17 protein-coding genes are annotated in these 18,553 nt (G+C 45.6%); 2 read left to right on the top strand and 15 right to left on the bottom strand.

All coding sequences use genetic code 11. The features are described from left to right. Positions 1-61: 61 nt before the first annotated feature. From KOE27_RS09540 to menB, 14 genes are all read right to left on the bottom strand, one after another. On the bottom strand, positions 62-886 hold the full coding sequence (locus tag KOE27_RS09540; RefSeq protein WP_215238663.1) for an SDR family oxidoreductase: 825 nt from the start codon (positions 884-886) through the stop codon (positions 62-64). Further along, positions 883-1,098, bottom strand: a complete 216-nt coding sequence (locus tag KOE27_RS09535; RefSeq protein ID WP_229252721.1) for a hypothetical protein — start codon at positions 1,096-1,098, stop codon at positions 883-885. The genes KOE27_RS09540 and KOE27_RS09535 overlap by 4 nt, the downstream gene beginning before the upstream one ends. 183 nt (positions 1,099-1,281) lie before the next feature. Beyond that, positions 1,282-3,189 (bottom strand): molecular chaperone DnaK, encoded by a 1,908-nt coding sequence (gene dnaK / locus KOE27_RS09530; protein WP_215238662.1) that lies wholly within the window; start codon positions 3,187-3,189, stop codon positions 1,282-1,284. Positions 3,190-3,419: 230 nt separating this feature from the next. Continuing rightward, positions 3,420-5,963 carry a phosphocholine-specific phospholipase C gene (locus KOE27_RS09525; RefSeq protein ID WP_215238661.1) on the bottom strand — a complete coding sequence of 848 codons (2,544 nt, stop codon included), beginning with the start codon at positions 5,961-5,963 and terminating at the stop codon, positions 3,420-3,422. Between the two features lie 210 nt (positions 5,964-6,173). Beyond that, the gene (locus KOE27_RS09520) at positions 6,174-6,779 is read right to left on the bottom strand and encodes a DUF937 domain-containing protein (protein WP_215238660.1); all 606 of its coding nucleotides are present in this window, start codon (positions 6,777-6,779) and stop codon (positions 6,174-6,176) included. Between the two features lie 105 nt (positions 6,780-6,884). Continuing rightward, positions 6,885-7,229 carry a 50S ribosomal protein L20 gene (rplT, locus tag KOE27_RS09515; protein WP_215238659.1) on the bottom strand — a complete coding sequence of 115 codons (345 nt, stop codon included), beginning with the start codon at positions 7,227-7,229 and terminating at the stop codon, positions 6,885-6,887. A 110-nt stretch (positions 7,230-7,339) separates the two neighbouring features. Beyond that, the gene (gene rpmI, locus KOE27_RS09510; RefSeq protein ID WP_215238658.1) at positions 7,340-7,534 is read right to left on the bottom strand and encodes a 50S ribosomal protein L35; all 195 of its coding nucleotides are present in this window, start codon (positions 7,532-7,534) and stop codon (positions 7,340-7,342) included. Positions 7,535-7,678: 144 nt separating this feature from the next. Next, complete coding sequence (gene infC, locus KOE27_RS09505) at positions 7,679-8,230, bottom strand: translation initiation factor IF-3 (protein ID WP_215238657.1); 552 nt, start codon at positions 8,228-8,230, stop codon at positions 7,679-7,681. A 110-nt stretch (positions 8,231-8,340) separates the two neighbouring features. Continuing rightward, a complete protein-coding gene (thrS, locus tag KOE27_RS09500; RefSeq protein WP_215238656.1) occupies positions 8,341-10,281 on the bottom strand; it encodes a threonine--tRNA ligase in 1,941 nt (646 codons plus the stop codon). A gap of 117 nt (positions 10,282-10,398) precedes the next feature. After that, entirely contained in the window at positions 10,399-11,604 is a 1,206-nt protein-coding gene (locus KOE27_RS09495) for a tetratricopeptide repeat protein (RefSeq protein ID WP_215238655.1), read from the bottom strand. Between the two features lie 67 nt (positions 11,605-11,671). Next, complete coding sequence (locus KOE27_RS09490; protein WP_215238654.1) at positions 11,672-12,559, bottom strand: class I SAM-dependent methyltransferase; 888 nt, start codon at positions 12,557-12,559, stop codon at positions 11,672-11,674. Positions 12,560-12,626: 67 nt separating this feature from the next. Further along, positions 12,627-14,192, bottom strand: a complete 1,566-nt coding sequence (locus KOE27_RS09485) for a hypothetical protein (protein ID WP_229252720.1) — start codon at positions 14,190-14,192, stop codon at positions 12,627-12,629. After that, positions 14,185-14,592 (bottom strand): EVE domain-containing protein, encoded by a 408-nt coding sequence (locus KOE27_RS09480; RefSeq protein ID WP_215238653.1) that lies wholly within the window; start codon positions 14,590-14,592, stop codon positions 14,185-14,187. Before KOE27_RS09480 ends, KOE27_RS09485 begins: the two co-directional genes overlap by 8 nt. 76 nt (positions 14,593-14,668) lie before the next feature. After that, positions 14,669-15,493, bottom strand: coding sequence for a 1,4-dihydroxy-2-naphthoyl-CoA synthase (menB, locus tag KOE27_RS09475; protein WP_215238652.1), 825 nt, complete (start codon positions 15,491-15,493; stop codon positions 14,669-14,671). Between the two features lie 116 nt (positions 15,494-15,609). Here menB and KOE27_RS09470 point away from each other — a divergent pair, with 116 nt between their 5' ends. Together KOE27_RS09470 and KOE27_RS09465 are read left to right on the top strand one after the other, a co-directional pair. Then, the gene (locus KOE27_RS09470) at positions 15,610-16,677 is read left to right on the top strand and encodes an AMP-binding protein (protein ID WP_215238651.1); all 1,068 of its coding nucleotides are present in this window, start codon (positions 15,610-15,612) and stop codon (positions 16,675-16,677) included. Further along, positions 16,670-17,440: a hypothetical protein gene (locus KOE27_RS09465; RefSeq protein ID WP_215238650.1), complete on the top strand. Its 771-nt coding sequence runs from the start codon at positions 16,670-16,672 to the stop codon at positions 17,438-17,440. The genes KOE27_RS09470 and KOE27_RS09465 overlap by 8 nt, the downstream gene beginning before the upstream one ends. Positions 17,441-17,460: 20 nt before the next feature. Here the strand turns inward: KOE27_RS09465 and KOE27_RS09460 are convergent, their stop codons facing one another. After that, positions 17,461-18,537, bottom strand: coding sequence for a helix-turn-helix domain-containing protein (locus KOE27_RS09460; RefSeq protein ID WP_215238649.1), 1,077 nt, complete (start codon positions 18,535-18,537; stop codon positions 17,461-17,463). Positions 18,538-18,553 lie beyond the last annotated feature (16 nt).

The following is an 18,553-nucleotide window of genomic DNA, read 5'->3' as shown; positions in this document are numbered from 1 at the left end:
AATGCGTTGGGATAACCCCGACGCATTTTTTATAATTGGATTTTAGTTTCTATTGTACTCGTTACCCGTTATCCGCAAATTCGGGATATAGGGTCATCCCACCGTCGATATACAGTGTTTCACCATTTACGTAATCAGATTCGTCAGATGCCAGCCAGGCAACGGCTTTGGCAACATCCTCAGGTGTTCCTATTCTCCGGTAAGGGATCAATGTCAGCAGGCTTTCATATTTATCAGGATCCGACCAGACTTCCTTATTGATGGTGGTTTTAATGGCGCCCGGGCTTACAGAGTTTACACGGATTTTATGAGGAGCCAATTCCTGGGAGATAGATTTCATGAACATCATGATACCGCCCTTGGAAGCAGCATAGTTCACATGCCCTGCCCATGGAATAATATCATGAACGGAACTCATCAGAATGATTTTACCAATGGCATACTGGCTTTCTTCTTTGTTATCAGAGGCTTGCTGGCTCTGCTGTTTCACAAACTGGCGGGCCGCCTGACGGCAAGCCAGAAACTGACCCGTAAGGTTTACATCAATGACTCTCTGCCATTGCTCCAGGGACATATCCAGAAATGAAGCATCTTTCTGCAGACCAGCATTGCTCACCAGAATATCCAGTTTGCCATAGGTTGCTATGGTTTCATCAAACATGCTGATGATATCGGCTTCCTTACTGACATCCGCTTTTACCAGTATGCCTTTTCCACCCTTGCTCAGGATTTCGTCCAGTGTTTTCCGGCCCTCTTCTTCGTTAGAACTGTAATTGACTACCACACTCACACCCAGGCCTGCCAGATAAATGGCACATGCACGTCCGATACCGGAGCTGGAACCGGTGACAATGGCAACCTGACCTTCAAATTTCCGATCGCTCATATCGATTCCTTATCATTTGATTTCAGTTTCTTCCAAACCCGCCGGTTTACATTTTTTACAGCCCAGTTTTTAGCAATCAGTACGGCTTTTGAAATGGCCTCTTTGGGAGAAATATTTCCGGCGCGCAATAAGTCCTGAGCAATCATAACGGCTTTTTCTCTTGTGGTGGGAGAGAGGTACATAAGTTCTGGTAGTGCCATTGTAGTGTCCATAATCGACGCTTGGTTTTTGTTGGGTTTGAGAATCATGAAAGTGTACGGTTGTCTCTAAAATCCGATGCCAAAGTATTTAGTAACAATTTTCTAATTTCAAATACGCATAAATTACACAGTTCGATTCAGATCGAGTAAAAAAAATCCCCATCTGTGGGATGGGGATTTTTGAGGAAGTCATTCTTATTTAACTTCTTCGAAATTAACATCAGTCACATCTTCGGTTCCTGCATTGGCACCCGCACCTGGGTTACCTTGTGCGCCGCTGGCGTCAGGTTGTCCGGGGTCACCGCTTTGTGCATACATTTCCTGAGAAGCAGCCTGCCACGCAGTATTCAACTTTTCCATTGCGGCATTGATACCTTCTATGTTCTGGCTTCCGTGCGCTGTTTTCAGTTCAGATAAAGCACCATCAATCGCAGATTTGTTACCAGCAGAAAGCTTATCTCCAAATTCTTTCAGCTGTTTTTCGGTAGAGAAAATCAGGCTGTCAGCTTCATTGATCTTATCCACTTTCTCACGTTCTACCTTATCAGCTGCCTCGTTAGCTTTTGCTTCCTCACGCATACGGGTAATTTCGGCATCAGTTAATCCACTGGAAGCTTCAATACGTATTTTCTGCTCTTTACCTGTTCCTTTATCTTTTGCCGACACGCTCAGAATACCGTTGGCGTCAACGTCAAACGTTACTGCTATCTGCGGCGTACCACGTTGTGCTGGCGGTATGTCCGACAGGTGGAAGCGGCCAAGTGTCCGGTTCTGAGCAGCCATGGGGCGCTCACCCTGCAATACATGGATTTCAACAGATGGCTGGTTGTCAGCAGCAGTTGAGAAAGTTTCAGTTTTTGTGGTCGGTATGGTCGTGTTTGCTTCGATCAGCCTGGTTGAAACTCCACCCAATGTTTCGATACCCAAAGAAAGAGGAATTACGTCAAGTAAAAGCACATCCGTTACATCTCCACTCAACACACCACCCTGAATAGCAGCGCCCAAGGCAACAGCTTCGTCGGGGTTAACATTTTTAGATGGTTTTCTGCCAAAGAACTTTTCCACTTCTTCCTGAACACGAGGAATACGTGTTGAACCACCCACCAAAATTACCTCATTGATGTCACTATTGGTGTAACCAGCGTTTTTCATCGCCCTTTTGCAAGGCTCCATCATTCTCTGGAATAATGAGTCAGCAAGCTGCTCAAACTTCGCTTTCGTAAGCGTACGAACAAGGTGCTTTGGAATTCCGTCAACGGGGAATATGTAAGGCAAATTGATTTCAGTCTGTGAAGAGCTTGACAATTCAACCTTCGCTTTCTCCGCTGCTTCCTTCAAACGTTGCAGCGCCATGGGATCTCTCCGCAGGTCTACGTTTTCATCTTTAAGGAATTCTTCTGCAAGCCAGTTGATGATCACCTGGTCAAAGTCATCACCACCCAGGTGTGTATCTCCGTCAGTTGATTTTACTTCAAATACACCACCACCCAACTCAAGGATAGATACGTCAAAAGTACCACCACCAAGGTCAAACACCGCGATACTCATGTCATGATGTTGTTTGTCAAGGCCATAAGCTAGAGCAGCAGCGGTTGGTTCATTGATGATACGTTTCACATCAAGACCTGCGATTTGTCCGGCTTCTTTGGTTGCCTGGCGTTCTGCATCATTAAAATAAGCAGGGACGGTAATAACTGCCTCAGTAACTTCCTGTCCAAGATAATCCTCGGCAGTTTGCTTCATTTTCTGAAGGATAAATGCCGACACTTCCTGCGGGGTATACAACCTGTCTCCGATAGGAACGCGCGGTGTATTATTAGGGCCTTTATCAACGCTGTATGCGACGGTCTTTATCTCTCCGGCAACATCGTCATATTTTTTACCCATGAAACGTTTGATCGAACTAACGGTATGTTTGGGATTAGTGATTGCCTGACGCTTGGCAGGCGCACCGATCTTACGCTCACCATTATCCATGAATGCAACCACAGACGGGGTTGTGCGAGCACCTTCGCTATTTGCTATGACGACTGGCTCATTACCTTCCATGACAGCCACACAGGAGTTAGTAGTTCCTAAGTCTATGCCAATTATTTTTCCCATTTTTATTGATTATAAGTTATATATTGATTTTAGTCTTTTCTTGCTTCCCAGAAAACCGGGCTTTTTTCATTCGAATAACAAGCTTGCTAAAAAGCCCGTACCAGCAGGTATCGTTATCAGAGATGGTGACAAAGTGTCAGTTTAAATTTCAGGTATGGGGGAATAAAAAAAGGTTTGAATACAGTTCAAAGCGCTGTATTCAAACCTTTTTATAAGAGCGATCAGAAACTTCAGATCACTTGTCCCATCAAAGGATCGCTCTGGCTTTCCCGCCCGGTTTCAACGTGTCCGGCATACCGCTGGAAAAACCGTGTGTTGCCTTCCATACGCACCGTGAAGTCGTACCAGTTATGACTCTTGTCCAAGGTAAGGATCACCGTTTCCCCATTGGATGTGCCTGTGCCGCCTTGTATCGTTCTGCTCTGATTTTTAGCTTTATAGGCATTGTCTTTAATGGTAACGGTAGCCTTGCCGGCCACAGCGGGCAATGAAATATGTAATTCTATTTTACCGGTTGGTTTCTTGTTTTTATCCAGCTGGTATCTGCAGGAAATAACCGGTACCGTTGTATTGCCATCTCCTGAAAATTCCCGGAAAAAGCCGTTAGGCCCATATACTTTCAGGTGATACTGCTGGTTATCAAAGTCGTTTAACGGCCAGGAGTCTTCCAGTTGATCACCTGCTTTTACCGCATAATTCCGGATACGCACATCGGCATCGTCATATTTCCCGTTACTGTAAACTACAAATGGCGAGCCTGCCGACTGTTTGCCAAATATGTCATTTCCGGCATTGAATTTTATTTCAAATGCTTTTTTGTCAGTATTCAGGCTGCCTTCGGCGTACAGTTCATAGGGCAGGGGAAGGGAAGGGCGCGTTCCTTTTTCCTGTTTGGGCATAAGCGGGGCAAGCAAAGGGTTGCGGTTCACCTGCTCAATTTCTTCTTTGGAAAGCACTTTAAAGCCTGACGGCAGTTTTCTGTACTGCGCGTTATGTATGCTTTCCATGAACTCTTTTCTTTCCAGAAACTTGGGAAGCGGGAAAGTACCGCCATCGTAAGGTTTGAAAGTAGAGGTAAGATCACCGCATATTGTTCTGCGCCATTCGCTGATGTTCGTTTCCTTAATTTCTTTGCCTGTTTTATGGCTGACAAATTTCTCGAGAAACTGAAGAATGGAGGTATGGTCAAAAACCTCTGAACAAACGTTTCCTCCCCGGTTCCACGGTGAAGCAAGTACCAGCGGAACTCTGAAACCCAGCCCAATGGGGCTTTCCCGGCTTTCCTTCCTCTCCTTTTTAATCATATCGTGCTCCAGCTTCACAAATTCTTCTTTAGTATCTATTCCCTGTGATACCTTGCCTGTATTTTCTTTGTAGGGATGGGGTACTACGAAAGGAGGGACATGATCAAAATAACCGTCATTTTCGTCATAGCAAAGAATGAAAACCGTTTTCTTCCATACTTCCGGGTTCTGCGTTAATATATCCAGTACCTCAGACACGTACCAGGCTCCAAACCAGGGTGCACCTGGGTGATCTGAGAAGTTCTCGGGGGCCACAAGCCAGGAGACAGTGGGCAACTGACCACCTTTTACATCCGACCTGAACTGGTGCAGTACATCTCCCTGTGGTGCTTTGGCTTCGTGTTCAATATCCCCATCCAGGTATTTCACTGTTGTGATCGACCGGTAATCGGGATCGTTGGAATTGATGGTATATGCTTTCTGATGGATGTTTTTCTGGCGTTGGGATAGCTTGCTGAAGTTTTCAGGGCTCCATTCTTTTAGTTCGGCTTTCAGAAATTCGTAGAGCAATCCTTTTTCGTCAAGCAGATTCTGTAGATTCTTAATTTCCTCTGAACCCGCCGGAAGGCTGCGCAATTTGGCCTGCAACTCACGGGCTTCTTTTGGTATTGCTTCTAATTTTTTTGCAAGATATTTTTGATATCCGGTATGAAACCTGATGTTGTATTGTTTAAACCATTCAATGGGGTTATCAGTAAAGTTGGCAAGCCATGAATCTTCTTCACCGGTAAATCCTGTATTGATACTTAGCTCATTCTGGTAGATTTTCCAGGATACCCCATGGTCTTCCAGACGCTCAGGGAAGGTTGTCCATGATGCTTCATTGTCATCGGTGACGTTTTCATTACGAATGTTGGCATAGGACTCAGGTTCAGGCTTTTCTCTTACCGTCCCGGTCCAGAGGTACAGTCGGTTGGGTGTGGTACCTGTCAGAGAAGAGCAGAAATTCTGGTCGCAAACGGTGAATGCGTCCGCAAGGGCATAATAGAACGGAATATCGTCCCTGTTATAATATCCCTGTGTCAACGGCATTTTCTGGTAATCTTTATGGCCGGGTTGTTTCGCAATTAGCCATTTATCATACATTCCTTTGTTGCGCGCATCTACCTGGTTTGGCCAGGAATGTGGAAGGGATCCCATCCAGGTAGCTTTTGACTCCTTCATGTTCAGCCGGAAGGGAACATAGGTCTCTCCAAAAGCATTGGTTTGCAGCCAGACCACATTGTCGTTGGGTAGCTTTATAGCTCTGGGGTCATTGAAACCACGCACTCCGCGAAGCATTCCGTAGGAGTGATCGAAGGAACGGTTTTCCTGCATCAGGATCACTACATGTTCGGCATCAAGATAGGTAGTCCCCGGAGCGGGGTCAATCGCGAGCGCTTTCTGAATCGAGTCGGGCAGAACTCCCAGAAAACCGGCTGCGCCCGATAGGAAGGTTGCTTTTTTAATAAATTCTCTTCTTGAGTCCATGGTGAGTTAATATGGGTTCGGCATCATTTGCATAAATGAATTACGTATTTTTTTGCAAAAGTACCATGTCTTTCACACGATGTTTTTCAATAAGTGTTACTAAATCGTAAATGTTTACAATTTGTACGAAAGGTACAGTTCATAAAAAAGAAATCCGCCGATACCTGATTTCCCAGATACCGGCGGACTATAAAAAAACGTAATGTCCTGTTACTTTCCTCCTAATAAACCTCCCAACAGCCCACCCAAGTCCATTCCTCCGCCTTGCTGAGGAGCAGGTGAGGTGTTGTTTCCTCCGCCCATCATACTACCGCCTACCCGCATCAGATCACTCATATCCAGTTTCCCGTCTGCAAGGGCATAGCCGATCTGGTTGAAATCCAGTCCAGAACCTTGCGACTGGGCGGAGTTTCCGCCGGTTAGCCCACCCAACAAATCATTAAAATCAAGGCTGGAATCATTGGGGTTACTGACTTTGCTCACCAGCCCGCTCAGTACCCCAGGAAGTACCGAACCCACAATACCCGAAGCTGCATCGTTGCTCAATCCGAAACGCTGCATCATGGAACTGATCGCATTGCCAGCAATGGAAGCAACAATGGGGTTGTTCATCATACCGTTTCCAGAACCATGGCCTGACAAAAGCCCCATGACCCCCTGCATATTTCCGTTCTGCGCATGATCCTGCAGGCCTCCGGTAATGGCGCCCAGCAGTGTTTGCATTACATCATTATTATTTTCGTTTGGTATGGCGGGGTTCTGGACAATTGCTGCCTGAGAATTCTGTTGAATGAGGCCTAGTATTTGCTCTAACATGGAAGTTTTATTTAGTTTTAGAGCCTTTAGACGAGATGAAGCGCAGGAGGTAACAGTGTTTAAGTAAAAGGCAAAAAAAATCCCGCCGTTTGGCGGGATGCTGTTTTATTTTACCTGATCAACGATTGCTTTAAATGCATCCGGATGATTCATTGCCAGGTCGGCAAGTACTTTCCTGTTGAGCTCGATGCCTTTTGCACCAAGCTTGCCCATCAGAGCAGAATATGAAAGTCCGTGAAGACGTGCACCCGCGTTGATACGCTGAATCCACAGAGCACGGAAGTGACGTTTCTTTTGTTTACGACCTTCGTAAGCGTAAGCCAATGCACGATCTACGGCATTTTTTGCTACGGTCCAAACATTTTTGCGACGGCCATAATAGCCTTTCGCTAATTTCATTACTTTTTTACGTCTTGCACGCGACGCAACGTGGTTCACTGAACGTGGCATAATTTTAACTGTTTTTGACGGTCGGCGCTCACATGGAGTCTTTAAAGCCTTCTATCGGGTTGAACAAAAAACCGAAATGGTATTTGAAATGGGTACTGGCAATTGGGAGATTATTTTCCCAGCATAGCTAGCACCTGCTTGTGGTTGCTTTCATCAATCAAAGTTGACTTCACCAGGTTGCGCTTGCGCTTCGTGGATTTTTTTGTCAAAATGTGGCTGTGAAAAGCATGTTTGCGTTTGATTTTCCCGGTTCCGGTAAGCGCAAAACGCTTTTTGGCACCAGAAATGGTTTTCATTTTAGGCATAATACAATTAAATAATAGTTGATAAAATATAAAACAGCGCGCAAAATTAAGAAAATTGTTCTTAAACAAAAAATCGGGTTGACAACAGATCGTCATCAACCCGATTTTTTATGAAATGCAGTGTAATATATTGAAGGCAAACTCTTATTTTTTCGCCGGGGCAGGAGCCAGAATGATCGTCATCCTTTTCCCTTCCAGTTTCGGTTCCATTTCAAGTTTGCCATAATCTGCGAGTGCTTCGGAAAACTTCTTCAAGAGATTGGTACCTCTTTCCTTAAATACAATGGTCCTGCCTACAAAATGAACATAGGCTTTTACCTTTGATCCTTCCTTAAGGAAATTGATAGCGTGCTTAAGTTTAAAGTCAAAATCATGATCATCCGTATTAGGACCAAATCTGATTTCTTTAATTACGACCTTTTGCGCTTTAGCCTTAATCTCCTTTTGCTTCTTTTTCTGCTCGTACTTGAATTTTGAATAATCCACCACTTTACATACCGGAGGTACTGCAGTGGGCGCAATTTCAACTAAATCAAGGCTTTGAGCTTTTGCCATCGCTCTTGCGGTATTGATATCCACAATACCTGGTTCTATATTTTCGCCGACCAGACGGACTTCTTTAGCTGTAATTCGTTCATTAATTTTATAGGGTTCTTCGGGAACTCTGAACCGGCCACTAGGGGGTCTTAATGCCATATGTATTGGGATTGGGTGATTTTTGGTTTAAGTGAAAATCAAAATTTTAACATTACCGACACAAAAATAGTGCCTTATTAGCTGATTTATAGCAAGAATTTCTAAATAGATCAAATTTTAGCTTCTTTTTTGAAAAAACTTGCAAATTCTTCAGCAGTCATGCTACCCAAATCACCTTCACCTTTCCTTCTGACAGAAATTTTTCCTTCGGCCATTTCTTTCTCTCCCACAATCAGCATAAATGGTACTTTGGTTACTTCCGCATCCCTGATCTTTCTGCCAATTTTTTCATCCCGATGATCCACAAAACCCCGGATGTCGCTGTCCTGTAACTGGAAGAACACTTCTTCGGCGTAATCCGCAAATTTCTCTGATATTGGAAGTATCGCAATCTGATCTGGCGAAAGCCACAATGGAAACTGGCCCGCAGAGTTCTCAATCAGGATAGCAATAAACCTTTCCATGGAGCCAAACGGAGCACGGTGGATCATCACCGGAGTATGTTTCTGGTTGTCGGATCCTGTATACTCAAGGTTAAAACGCTGCGGCAGCTGATAGTCAACCTGAATGGTCCCTAGCTGCCATTTCCTGCCCAGGGCATCCCGCACCATGAAATCCAGTTTCGGGCCGTAGAATGCGGCCTCACCTAATTCCGTTACTGTTTCAAGTCCGGTTTCAGCCGCGGCTTCTATGATTGCGTTTCCAGCTTTTTCCCACTCTTCATCTTTTCCAAGATATTTCTGTTTATTGGCAGGATCGGGCAAAGATACCTGAGCGCTGTAATCTGTGAAACCGAGTGAGCGGAACACATAAAGCACCAGCTCTATAACCCTGACAAATTCCTCTTTCACCTGGTCGGGGCGGCAGAATATGTGTGCGTCGTCCTGCGTAAAGCCACGTACGCGGGTCAAACCATGTAATTCTCCGCTTTGCTCATAACGGTATACAGTACCGAATTCCGAAAAACGCAATGGAAGATCCTTATAAGAACGGGGAGAGGTCTTATAGATCTCGCAGTGATGCGGACAGTTCATTGGTTTTAGGAGGTACTCTTCTCCGGGATTCGGGGTTGTGATAGGCTGAAATGAATCTTTGCCATACTTCTCCCAGTGCCCCGAGGTAACATAAAGGTCCTTGCTTCCTATGTGTGGTGTCACAACCGGAAGATAGCCGGCCCTGGATTGTGCCTTGCTTAGAAAAGCCTGCAGACGTTCCCTTAGCATGGCTCCCTTGGGCAACCACAGCGGTAATCCCTGACCTACTTTTTCAGAAAACGCAAAAAGTTCCAGTTCTTTTCCCAGACGGCGGTGGTCCCGTTTTTTTGCTTCCTCAATCAGGGTCACGTACTCCTCCAGCTCCTTTTGTTTGGGAAACGTAATACCATAAATGCGGGTGAGCATTTTATTCTCCTGGTTGTTACGCCAGTAGGCACCTGCAATATTGGTAAGTTTTACGGCTTTTATAAAACTGGTATTCGGGATATGAGGCCCGCGGCAAAGGTCAGTGAAACCGCCTTGTTCATAGAGCGTGATAGAACCGTCAGACAGGCCGTCTATGAGTTCCAGTTTATACTGATCTCCTTTTTTTGTAAAGAAATCCAAAGCTTCAGCCTTGCTCACCGGTATCCTGACATATTCGTTTTTCTGGCGGGCCAGCTCCAGCATTTTAGCTTCGATCTTGGGAAAGTCGTCCTGTGAGAGGGTATTTTCTCCCAAATCCACGTCGTAGTAAAAGCCTCTTTCAATAGAAGGCCCCGTACCAAACTTAATACCCGGATATAAAGCCTCCAGTGCTTCTGCCAGCAAGTGGGCAGAAGAGTGCCAGAATGTCGATTTCCCATCTTCGTCATTCCACGTCAGAAGTTTCACGTGAGCATCTTCAGTGATCTCGCGCGTGGGATCCCACACTTCGTCATTTACCTTGGCGGCAATTACATTTCTGGCCAGGCCTTCACTGATACTCAGTGCAATAGCCAGGGCGGTTACACCTTTGGGATAGTTACGTTCACTTCCGTCGGGCAGGGTAATTTTTACTTGGGACTCGTCTTTCATTAAAAAAGGGATTCTATTTAATCGTTCACTTTAACGGCTGATCCGCATGTTTGTAACATGATTTCCGATCGATTGCGTTCAGTTAAATCTTTTTCGGATAGCCACTACTTTACAAATCTATTCAATTTTAGCCTTTCGCGAAGAATCTACTTTTATATTTGTGGTTCCCCGTGGCTGAAGCAAATTAATTTTTACCCTGGTTGTATCCAGGTCCTTATATCCCGACTGGTCGTCTTCGGCAGGAAAGTAGGAATCAGTCAGATAGGCGTTTTCCTTTTGCCTGATGCGCCACATGCCATATCTGGCATCCTGATCGGTGGGTGTTTTGGCAAGAATGATACCGTAATACTCCTTGGCCTTTTCAAAGTTTCCAAGTTTTTCAAAACAATAACCGAGCATCGTAATAGTTCGTTTGTCACCCGGGGAAAGTCTCTGCAACTGTTCCAAGGCCGGTAGTGATTCATGATAAGCCTGTATGCTAATGCCGGTTTCGGCCAAAAGTTTCAATGCCTCCGTATACTTTGGATTGATGGAAATAGCCTTTTTATAGAAAATGATGGCCGTATCGGGTTTGGATAAATACCGGTAAATCTCCGCCCTTTCAAAATAGAGCTCCGACCGCGCAGGAAAACGGGCAATGGCTCTGTTATTGTAAGCCAATGCCTGCCCATAGTTGTTGAGCTTGCCGTGGATGATGGTGCTTTGTTCGTATGCTCTTAAAAGTCTCGGATTCATATTAATGGCCTCGTTCAGACTAGCCAGGCTTCCCAGGCTGTCTCCTTGGTGAGCCAGAAGCATACCCTTCACATAATAAACAGAGCCATCATAGGGAGCCATTTTTTGTGCCTGATTAAGATATGCCGTCGCTTTGTTAAAGCTCTTGCGGGTCTGGTATATGTCCGCCAGGAGTATATAGAGCTCTGGACTGGTTTGCTGTAATGCCTCGGCACGTTCGGCATCTTCCAGTGCATTGTCTATCTGGTCCAGCTCTAGATTGATTTTGCTCCGAAGTAAAAAGTACTCCCCTGCATTAGCCTGTTCATAAATAGCTTCATTAATATCACTGAGTGCCTCCTGATATTGTTCCTGATCCAGAAAAATCCTTGCTCTTTTGTAATAATTTACGTCGGTATCAATACTTCGGCTGATGAGGTCGGTAAGTGATTCGAGGGCGTCGTTTTGCCACTGGGTTTTTGATTTTTTGACCACGGGGGGAATACGGGTATTATGCCGCGCGTCGTTCTGGCACGAAGCCATCACCACCACCATAAAAATGGCGGGTAAAAGAAATGAACCACAGGATAGAAAATTCGTTTTCGGCATACCTTCGCGGCGGTTGTACCTGTCAGCAGGTATAACGTTTGACAAAGTTGTACAAACTTCCCGTATTTTAATTAACAATATCTGAAAAACGGGAAAATACACCGAGCGGAAGTCTTTTCCCGAAGGTATCTGCTATGAACAGTTCGCCATACTCATGATGGATATCCTGTCCGAAATGTGCCTTGATCAGGTTATCGACGATCAGTGCGGAGAAGCCAAGCGAATAGAGATTGATAATGAAAAAATAGTTTTCCTTTTTTAGCAGCAGCGCGCACAGGCGCAGTATCTCGTTGAGGTTTTCTTCCAGCAGCCATTTTTCGCCATCCGGCCCGCGGCCATAGGCCGGCGGATCCAATATGATACCGTTATACTGGTTTCCCCGGCGAACTTCTCTTTGTACAAATTTCAGCGCATCTTCCACCACCCAGCGGATGTTCTGAAGCCCGCTAAGTTCCATGTTCTCACGCGACCAGCTGATAACCTGCTTTACGGCATCCACATGGGTAACGTCTGCACCGGCGGCCTTGGCCGCAAGCGAAGCCAGTCCGGTGTAAGCGAAAAGATTCAGAACAGAGGGCTTTTCAGATTTAATACCTGAAAGCTTTTTCGAAATAAAATCCCAGTTGGTCGCTTGTTCAGGGAAGATACCTACGTGCTTGAAAGATGAAAGCGCCAGTTTGGCCCTAAGATGAAGGCTGCCCGATCTGTATTGGGTAATCCACCTTTCGGGCATATCACCTTTAGCAACCCATTGGCCTTTTTCCTGAGAATTTTTGTCTCGCTTGAAAACCGCGTTACTCCTTTGCTCCCATTCAGCATCGGAGAGGGATTTGTCCCAGATGGCCTGCGGTTCGGGGCGTGAAAGGATATACGGGCCGAATCTTTCCAGTTTTTCAAAACCTCCGGTATCTATCAGTTGGTAATCGGTTTGCTGTTCAGGTGAAAGTAAAAGCATGTAGTTGGTTTAAAATTGTTGGTGCGCTGCTGGCAGACAGCTCTTTTTGCAAATGATTGGTTATGGCTCAGAATGATATTTTGTTCAGATAGTAAACGTTTCGCCGGCCACGCGTCTGCGGGTCGCCAGCTGCATTTACGATCCTTTGTTCGCCCCAGGCCAGGTAAAAGTTGCCATACCAGTAGTCAATATCATCTGTACTGGTTTTGCGGACTTTATCACCTTCAATATTTGTTCCATTAGGTATGACACGGTCGGCATCGACTACCTTTCCTTCTTTGATGATTTTACTTCGGATTGCCCCGTTGTGGCTGTATATCAGCTTGGTGTTGCCGTTGGCTTCGGGTTGCAATCTTATTTTTTCCCGCAGTTCCATACTTTTCACGTTGTCAAAACTGATACTGTTGTCCCACACCAGTTTTCCATTCTGATCAATGTCCGCAACGATTGCATGGGTATACGTAAATCCGTCAAAAATTTGTTGATTATAACCGCGGCCTCCATACATCGGATTCCAAAGATAGGGATTGTAAAGCCCCATTCCGAAGGGGTATCCCATCATATAGCCATATCCCAAACCACCCATCATGCCGGGATTCTGGTAACGGTATTCGGGGTAAAATACTTCTGCTACCAAAAGGAAATTTTCATTTTTAGGGACAAGATCATGTACCAGCAAACGGTAATTAAGTTTCAGATCGTCACCTGCTTCTTTCTTTTTCCTGATCTTCCGCTCCATTTTTTCCTGCTGGCGGTCGCTCATGTAATCGAAGAAGTTTTCAAAATCGGTGAAGCTGTGATAACGGGTAAAAACCAGTTCGTCGTTGACAATTTTGGAAATATACAGACCCTGCGAGGCGGCATTGGTACTGCTTTGCATGTTGCGATAGCCATAGGTACCAATCACGAGCCTTACGGAATCGTTCAGGATCTGAAGACGGCCGTTCAGCAGGGAGAAGTCATCTTCAGGCTCGACACCCACCTCGGTGTACAACTCTCCGTTTTCCTGATAAGACCGCGCCACGATCTTGGTCTGCCGTCCTTTTTTTACAGCAAAACACACATTAACCAGCCGATGCAGGGTATCTACCTCTACGGTCTGGATCGCATTGGAGCCTTTGATAGCTGAGGGAAGGATTTTTGTCTGTGAACTCGTCAGGTCGGTATGAATAAGGACCGGTTCATTCCGGACAGTACCAGCCATATAAACAGAATACCCCAGCGTTTTAAAATCAGTAATTTCAAAACGGTCGATGGTATTGATTGTAAAAGTTTCCACGAAGCCGGGGCCAACGTTCACCTTAACGATCTGGTACAACGAACTCCGGTACTTACTGAAAAGCAGAAATACAGCCTGCCCGTCGTAGGAAGAAGCAATATAGTCCAGGTTTGATTCTACCGGCCCATCAATCGACCAAAGTTTTTCGAGATTTGTATCAAACTTCTGGACATTAAAGGATCCTCTGTCTGGCTTTGAAACCAGCAGTACTCCTTTTTCGCCGAGGAGGATGGTCTGATAAGCCACATCGCTACCGGAAAGCGGCAGTTCAATCCGCTTCACCCCTTGTGCATGCGTTAACCGGGCTATCAGGCATAGCGTGATAAGCAACGGAAACCACTTCTGTTTATTCATGTGCGAGTGCAACAATTAGGTCGAATTCTTCTGCTTTTAACGGAATTACAGATAACCTGGATTGTTTGATCAGGGCCATATCTTTAAGCCTTTCATCACTTTTCATATAAGCCAGCGTTACCGTTTTGGGGAATTTTTCTACCGGTACCAGGTTCACCACTACCCAGCGCGGATCGTCCGTGGTAGGATCGGGATAATGTTCTTTAGCCACTTTTGCAAGGCCCACTACCTCTTTGCCTTCGTTGCTGTGATAGAACAACACCAGGTCGCCTGCTTTCATGGCCATCATGTTATTACGCGCCTGATAGTTACGGACGCCATCCCACATCGATTTCCCTTCCGCTACAAAATGATCCCAGGAATATTTAAATGGTTCGGATTTTACCAGCCAGTAATTCATTTTTCTAAAATTCTTATTATACAGTTAGCTTACCGTGGACGGTTCATGACACCAAAACAAAGGATGAAATGCCGAATCAGGGAAACTTGGGGAATTTACTAAAATCAGGGGTTCGTTTTTCCAGGAACGAATTAAAACCTTCTTTTGCTTCATCACTAAGATAATAAAGCAAGGTTGCATTTCCCGCAAGTTCTTGAATTCCTGCCTGTCCGTCCAATTCCGCATTGAAAGCACTTTTGAGCATCCGGATGGAAAGCGGGCTCTTCTGCTGAATTTTCTTACACCATTCAATGGTAGTACTTTCCAGGTCTTCCAGCGGAACCACCTTGTTGACCAAGCCCATATTCAACGCTTCTGCGGCGTCATACTGGTCGCAGAGAAACCAGATTTCCCTCGCCTTTTTCTGGCCCACCACACGTGCCAGGTAAGAAGCCCCGAAACCACCATCAAAACTGCCGACCTTCGGGCCGGTTTGTCCGAAACGTGCATTTTCTGCTGCAATGGACATATCACATATCACATGCAGCACGTGGCCTCCGCCGATAGCCCAGCCCGCAACCATCGCAATCACCACCTTGGGGATGGACCGGATCATCCGCTGAAGATCAAGGACGTTCAAACGCGGAACGTGGTCATCGCCTACATACCCGCCATGTCCTCTTACAGACTGATCTCCGCCGGAGCAAAATGCTTTCCCGCCTTCGCCCGAAAGAATAATGACCTCTATACGAGGATCTTCGCGGCAAATATGCATTGCATCGATCATCTCAGTGACGGTCTGAGGTGTAAAGGCATTATGTTTGTGCGGACGATTGATACTAATTTTAGCAATACCTTCGTGAAGAAGGAAAAGTATATCCTGATATTCCTTAATGGTTTCCCATTGAACTGAAGCAGCCATAAAAGCAATTATAATTTTAAGTAACGGAATGAAAAGCACTCCTTAATCAGATTTGCGAAATTAAAGATTGTTTGTCGTACCATCAAAAACAAATGTCCAACTAATTCATAAATCACATGTGGCAAACCAGCCGGGAAACATTGTTAAGTCAGCCTCCTCCCGAAAATCCATATGAACTGAAATGTTATGATTTCCTGAAAGAGTGGATCAACGGAACCGAAGTAATTACACTGTTTACCTCCGGCTCGACCGGAACTCCCAAACCGATAGATCTTTACAGGAATCAGTTGATAAGCAGCGCGCTCATGACCGGGGAGGCTCTGAAACTGAGCGCGGGCTCTCGTGCGCTGGTTTGTCTGAATGTGAATTACATTGCCGGCATGATGATGCTCATCCGCGGCATGGAGCTGGGGTGGGAGCTGACCATTACGGAACCATCGGCTAATCCGTTATTACATCTGAACCATGCGCTGCGTTTTGATTTCACATCCATGGTTCCGATGCAACTGGCGGCATGTCTGCATGATACCGCCACCAGGGAGGCCGTAACACGTTTTGATAAAATATTGCTGGGCGGGGCACCGGTGTCTCCGGTTTTACAGCATGAAATTTCATTACTCACAAACCAGGTATACCACAGCTATGGCATGACGGAAACCGTTTCGCATGTCGCTTTGAAACAGCTGTCGCCAATGAAAGAAGACGATTATAATGTTCTCCCAGGTATACGTTTTGGGGTGGACGAACGCGGATGTTTGTATATCAGTGGAGCAGTAACAAATTCTCAGATAGTTCAAACAAACGATCTGGTAGAAATTACTTCAAAAAATACATTTAAATGGATTGGCCGGGCAGACAATATCATTAATTCGGGAGGGGTAAAAATTGTGCTTGACAGGATAGATGAAATCGTTTCGGATGTGTTTTTCAGGTTAAATTATACACATGTTTTTTTTACATGGTTTGAAGAAGACAATCTTTTGGGGCAGAAACTCATACTGATGGTGGAAGCCCGACCGGATCAAATGGCCTCGGAACAGGTGCTGGTAGAAATAAGAAAGCAGGTTTCAGCCTATGAAACACCAAAACATGTTTACTTTGCAGAACAGTTTTTTAGAACTGCAACGGATAAAATCGATAAGCGCCGGACAGCACAAACCATACTGAAATTGCCAAATGAATAAAGAAATTCTCATTCCAGGATATTATATCATCCGTTTCCAGACAGCACCGGCCATTCCGGCGCCGTTTTCGCATTACGATACCCTGAAGCTGGATATCACTTCTGCTACGGAACTGCATGTGGACTTTGCCATTTCATATCTGGATAGGGATGAGCTGACTGAAGAAGAAATTCTGGATGAAGGTTTCACCATGGATGATGATTTTAAATGGAAGGGCGCTTTTTCTCCCATCTGGATTAAGGAATTTGAGAAGATTTTTACTTCATCCAAAATCATCAGGCAGAGAGAAGAAAAGGAATACGAGGATTTTGTAGAAATTGAGCTGCAAGAAGAAGAAAAGCGGGTCACCGTTTATCCGGTAGACAGAGAACGCTGGGCGTATTTTATCCAGGAATTTATGCAGGCAATACTGGAAATTGCCGGTAGAGAAAAGCCTTTTGAACTGACCTACCTCCAGATTGGTGACAATCCTGTACAACTGGACCTTAAGGCGTCTTTTGCAGACAAATCCTTCGTTATTTCTAAGAATAGCGGCAGGCCGGCTCAGCTGGATTGGCAGCAATTGCAGAAAATACTTGATACGGTTTACAAGGCGGAATTTATTCCAGATGAAGCAGCCACTTCGAAGCCCAAAAAAGACGGGAAGTATATTTCCGCGGGTGACGGGCTGTGGTATCAGCTGGGTGTGGCTGTGGTGGAAGTATCCGGAAAGAGTAAAGACCTGCCTAAAATTGAATCACTTTTTAATAACCTGGCCAAATGATAATACGGGGGTAGAAGGTATTAATAAAGCTGACCGATCTCTTTCTGCATTTCATCCAATAGTTCCGAAATCCGGCCCAGTGACGGCTGAGGTGCAGGCAGTTGCATGCTTACGAATGCCTTGATATCCCATACCTCAAGTACCTCATGCAGCGGAATTTCGGAAGGGGCAATGGCTGGATTCTCAGATGATAATAACAGGATACCCCGCTCTTTCACCTGGTTGTAGGCGCGGCGGAATACAAAGCCGTGATGGCGAAGTACAAAAATATACTGTATGCCATCCCGAATATCAAACCAGTTCCTTACAAAGGTACCTACCAGTAAGGATCCCGGCAGTGGGAAATCCTCACCGCTTTCAAAAGCACGGTAATAGCCCGCAGGGAGATTCGGTAACTGAAAAGCAGGCAGCTGGGTAAGGTAAGCGGGATTTTGGTAGTTGGCTAAGTACTCACTCTGGTACTTGCGGGCAACCCATTGAATCACAGGATACTCCTGCTCTTTTTCCTTTGCTGGTACTTGTTCATGAGCAGTATACTGGTTATTAAAAACCGGCAACTGATTCATTTGATGACTTTCAGCCGAGGGAGATGCCGCCGGGCGACGACTATCAGCAGGTACCTGAGGAACCGGCTGAGGTGTTGCAGTCCGAGGGTGCTCTGCTGGCTGATAGGTACCTCCGTTCACTGGTTTTAGGTTTACCTGCCGCGAAACCGTTCTGATCTCTGGTGGTATGGCCTGAAATTTGTCGATTATTTTGGACAAAGGCTGTGGCTCGGACATCGCCGGAACCCGTTGCACCGGAGGAGCAGCAGGGGTCTGCCCAGAGTGCGAAACAGTCATTTGCCGGGAAGCACTCAGAGGCAGTGAAAGATCTGGCGTTTCTCTTAATTTCCGAAGATCGTTTTTTAGTAAATTGTCCACGCTGATGCCAAAAGCAGCTGCCATATTCTTCAGATTAGTAAGGTTGGGATTGGCGCGTGCTTCTTCATAAGCCCCTAAAAGTGACCTTTTAATGGCTATTTTTCTCGCAAACTGCTCCTGTGTCAAGCCGTTAAGCCTGCGGAGGTATTTGATATTATTGCTTACGATACTCATGGGAAAACCTTTTGGG

Source organism: Dyadobacter sp. CECT 9275 (genome assembly GCF_907164905.1).
Classification (GTDB): domain Bacteria; phylum Bacteroidota; class Bacteroidia; order Cytophagales; family Spirosomataceae; genus Dyadobacter; species Dyadobacter helix.
This window is presented reverse-complemented; position numbering and strand designations above follow the sequence as displayed.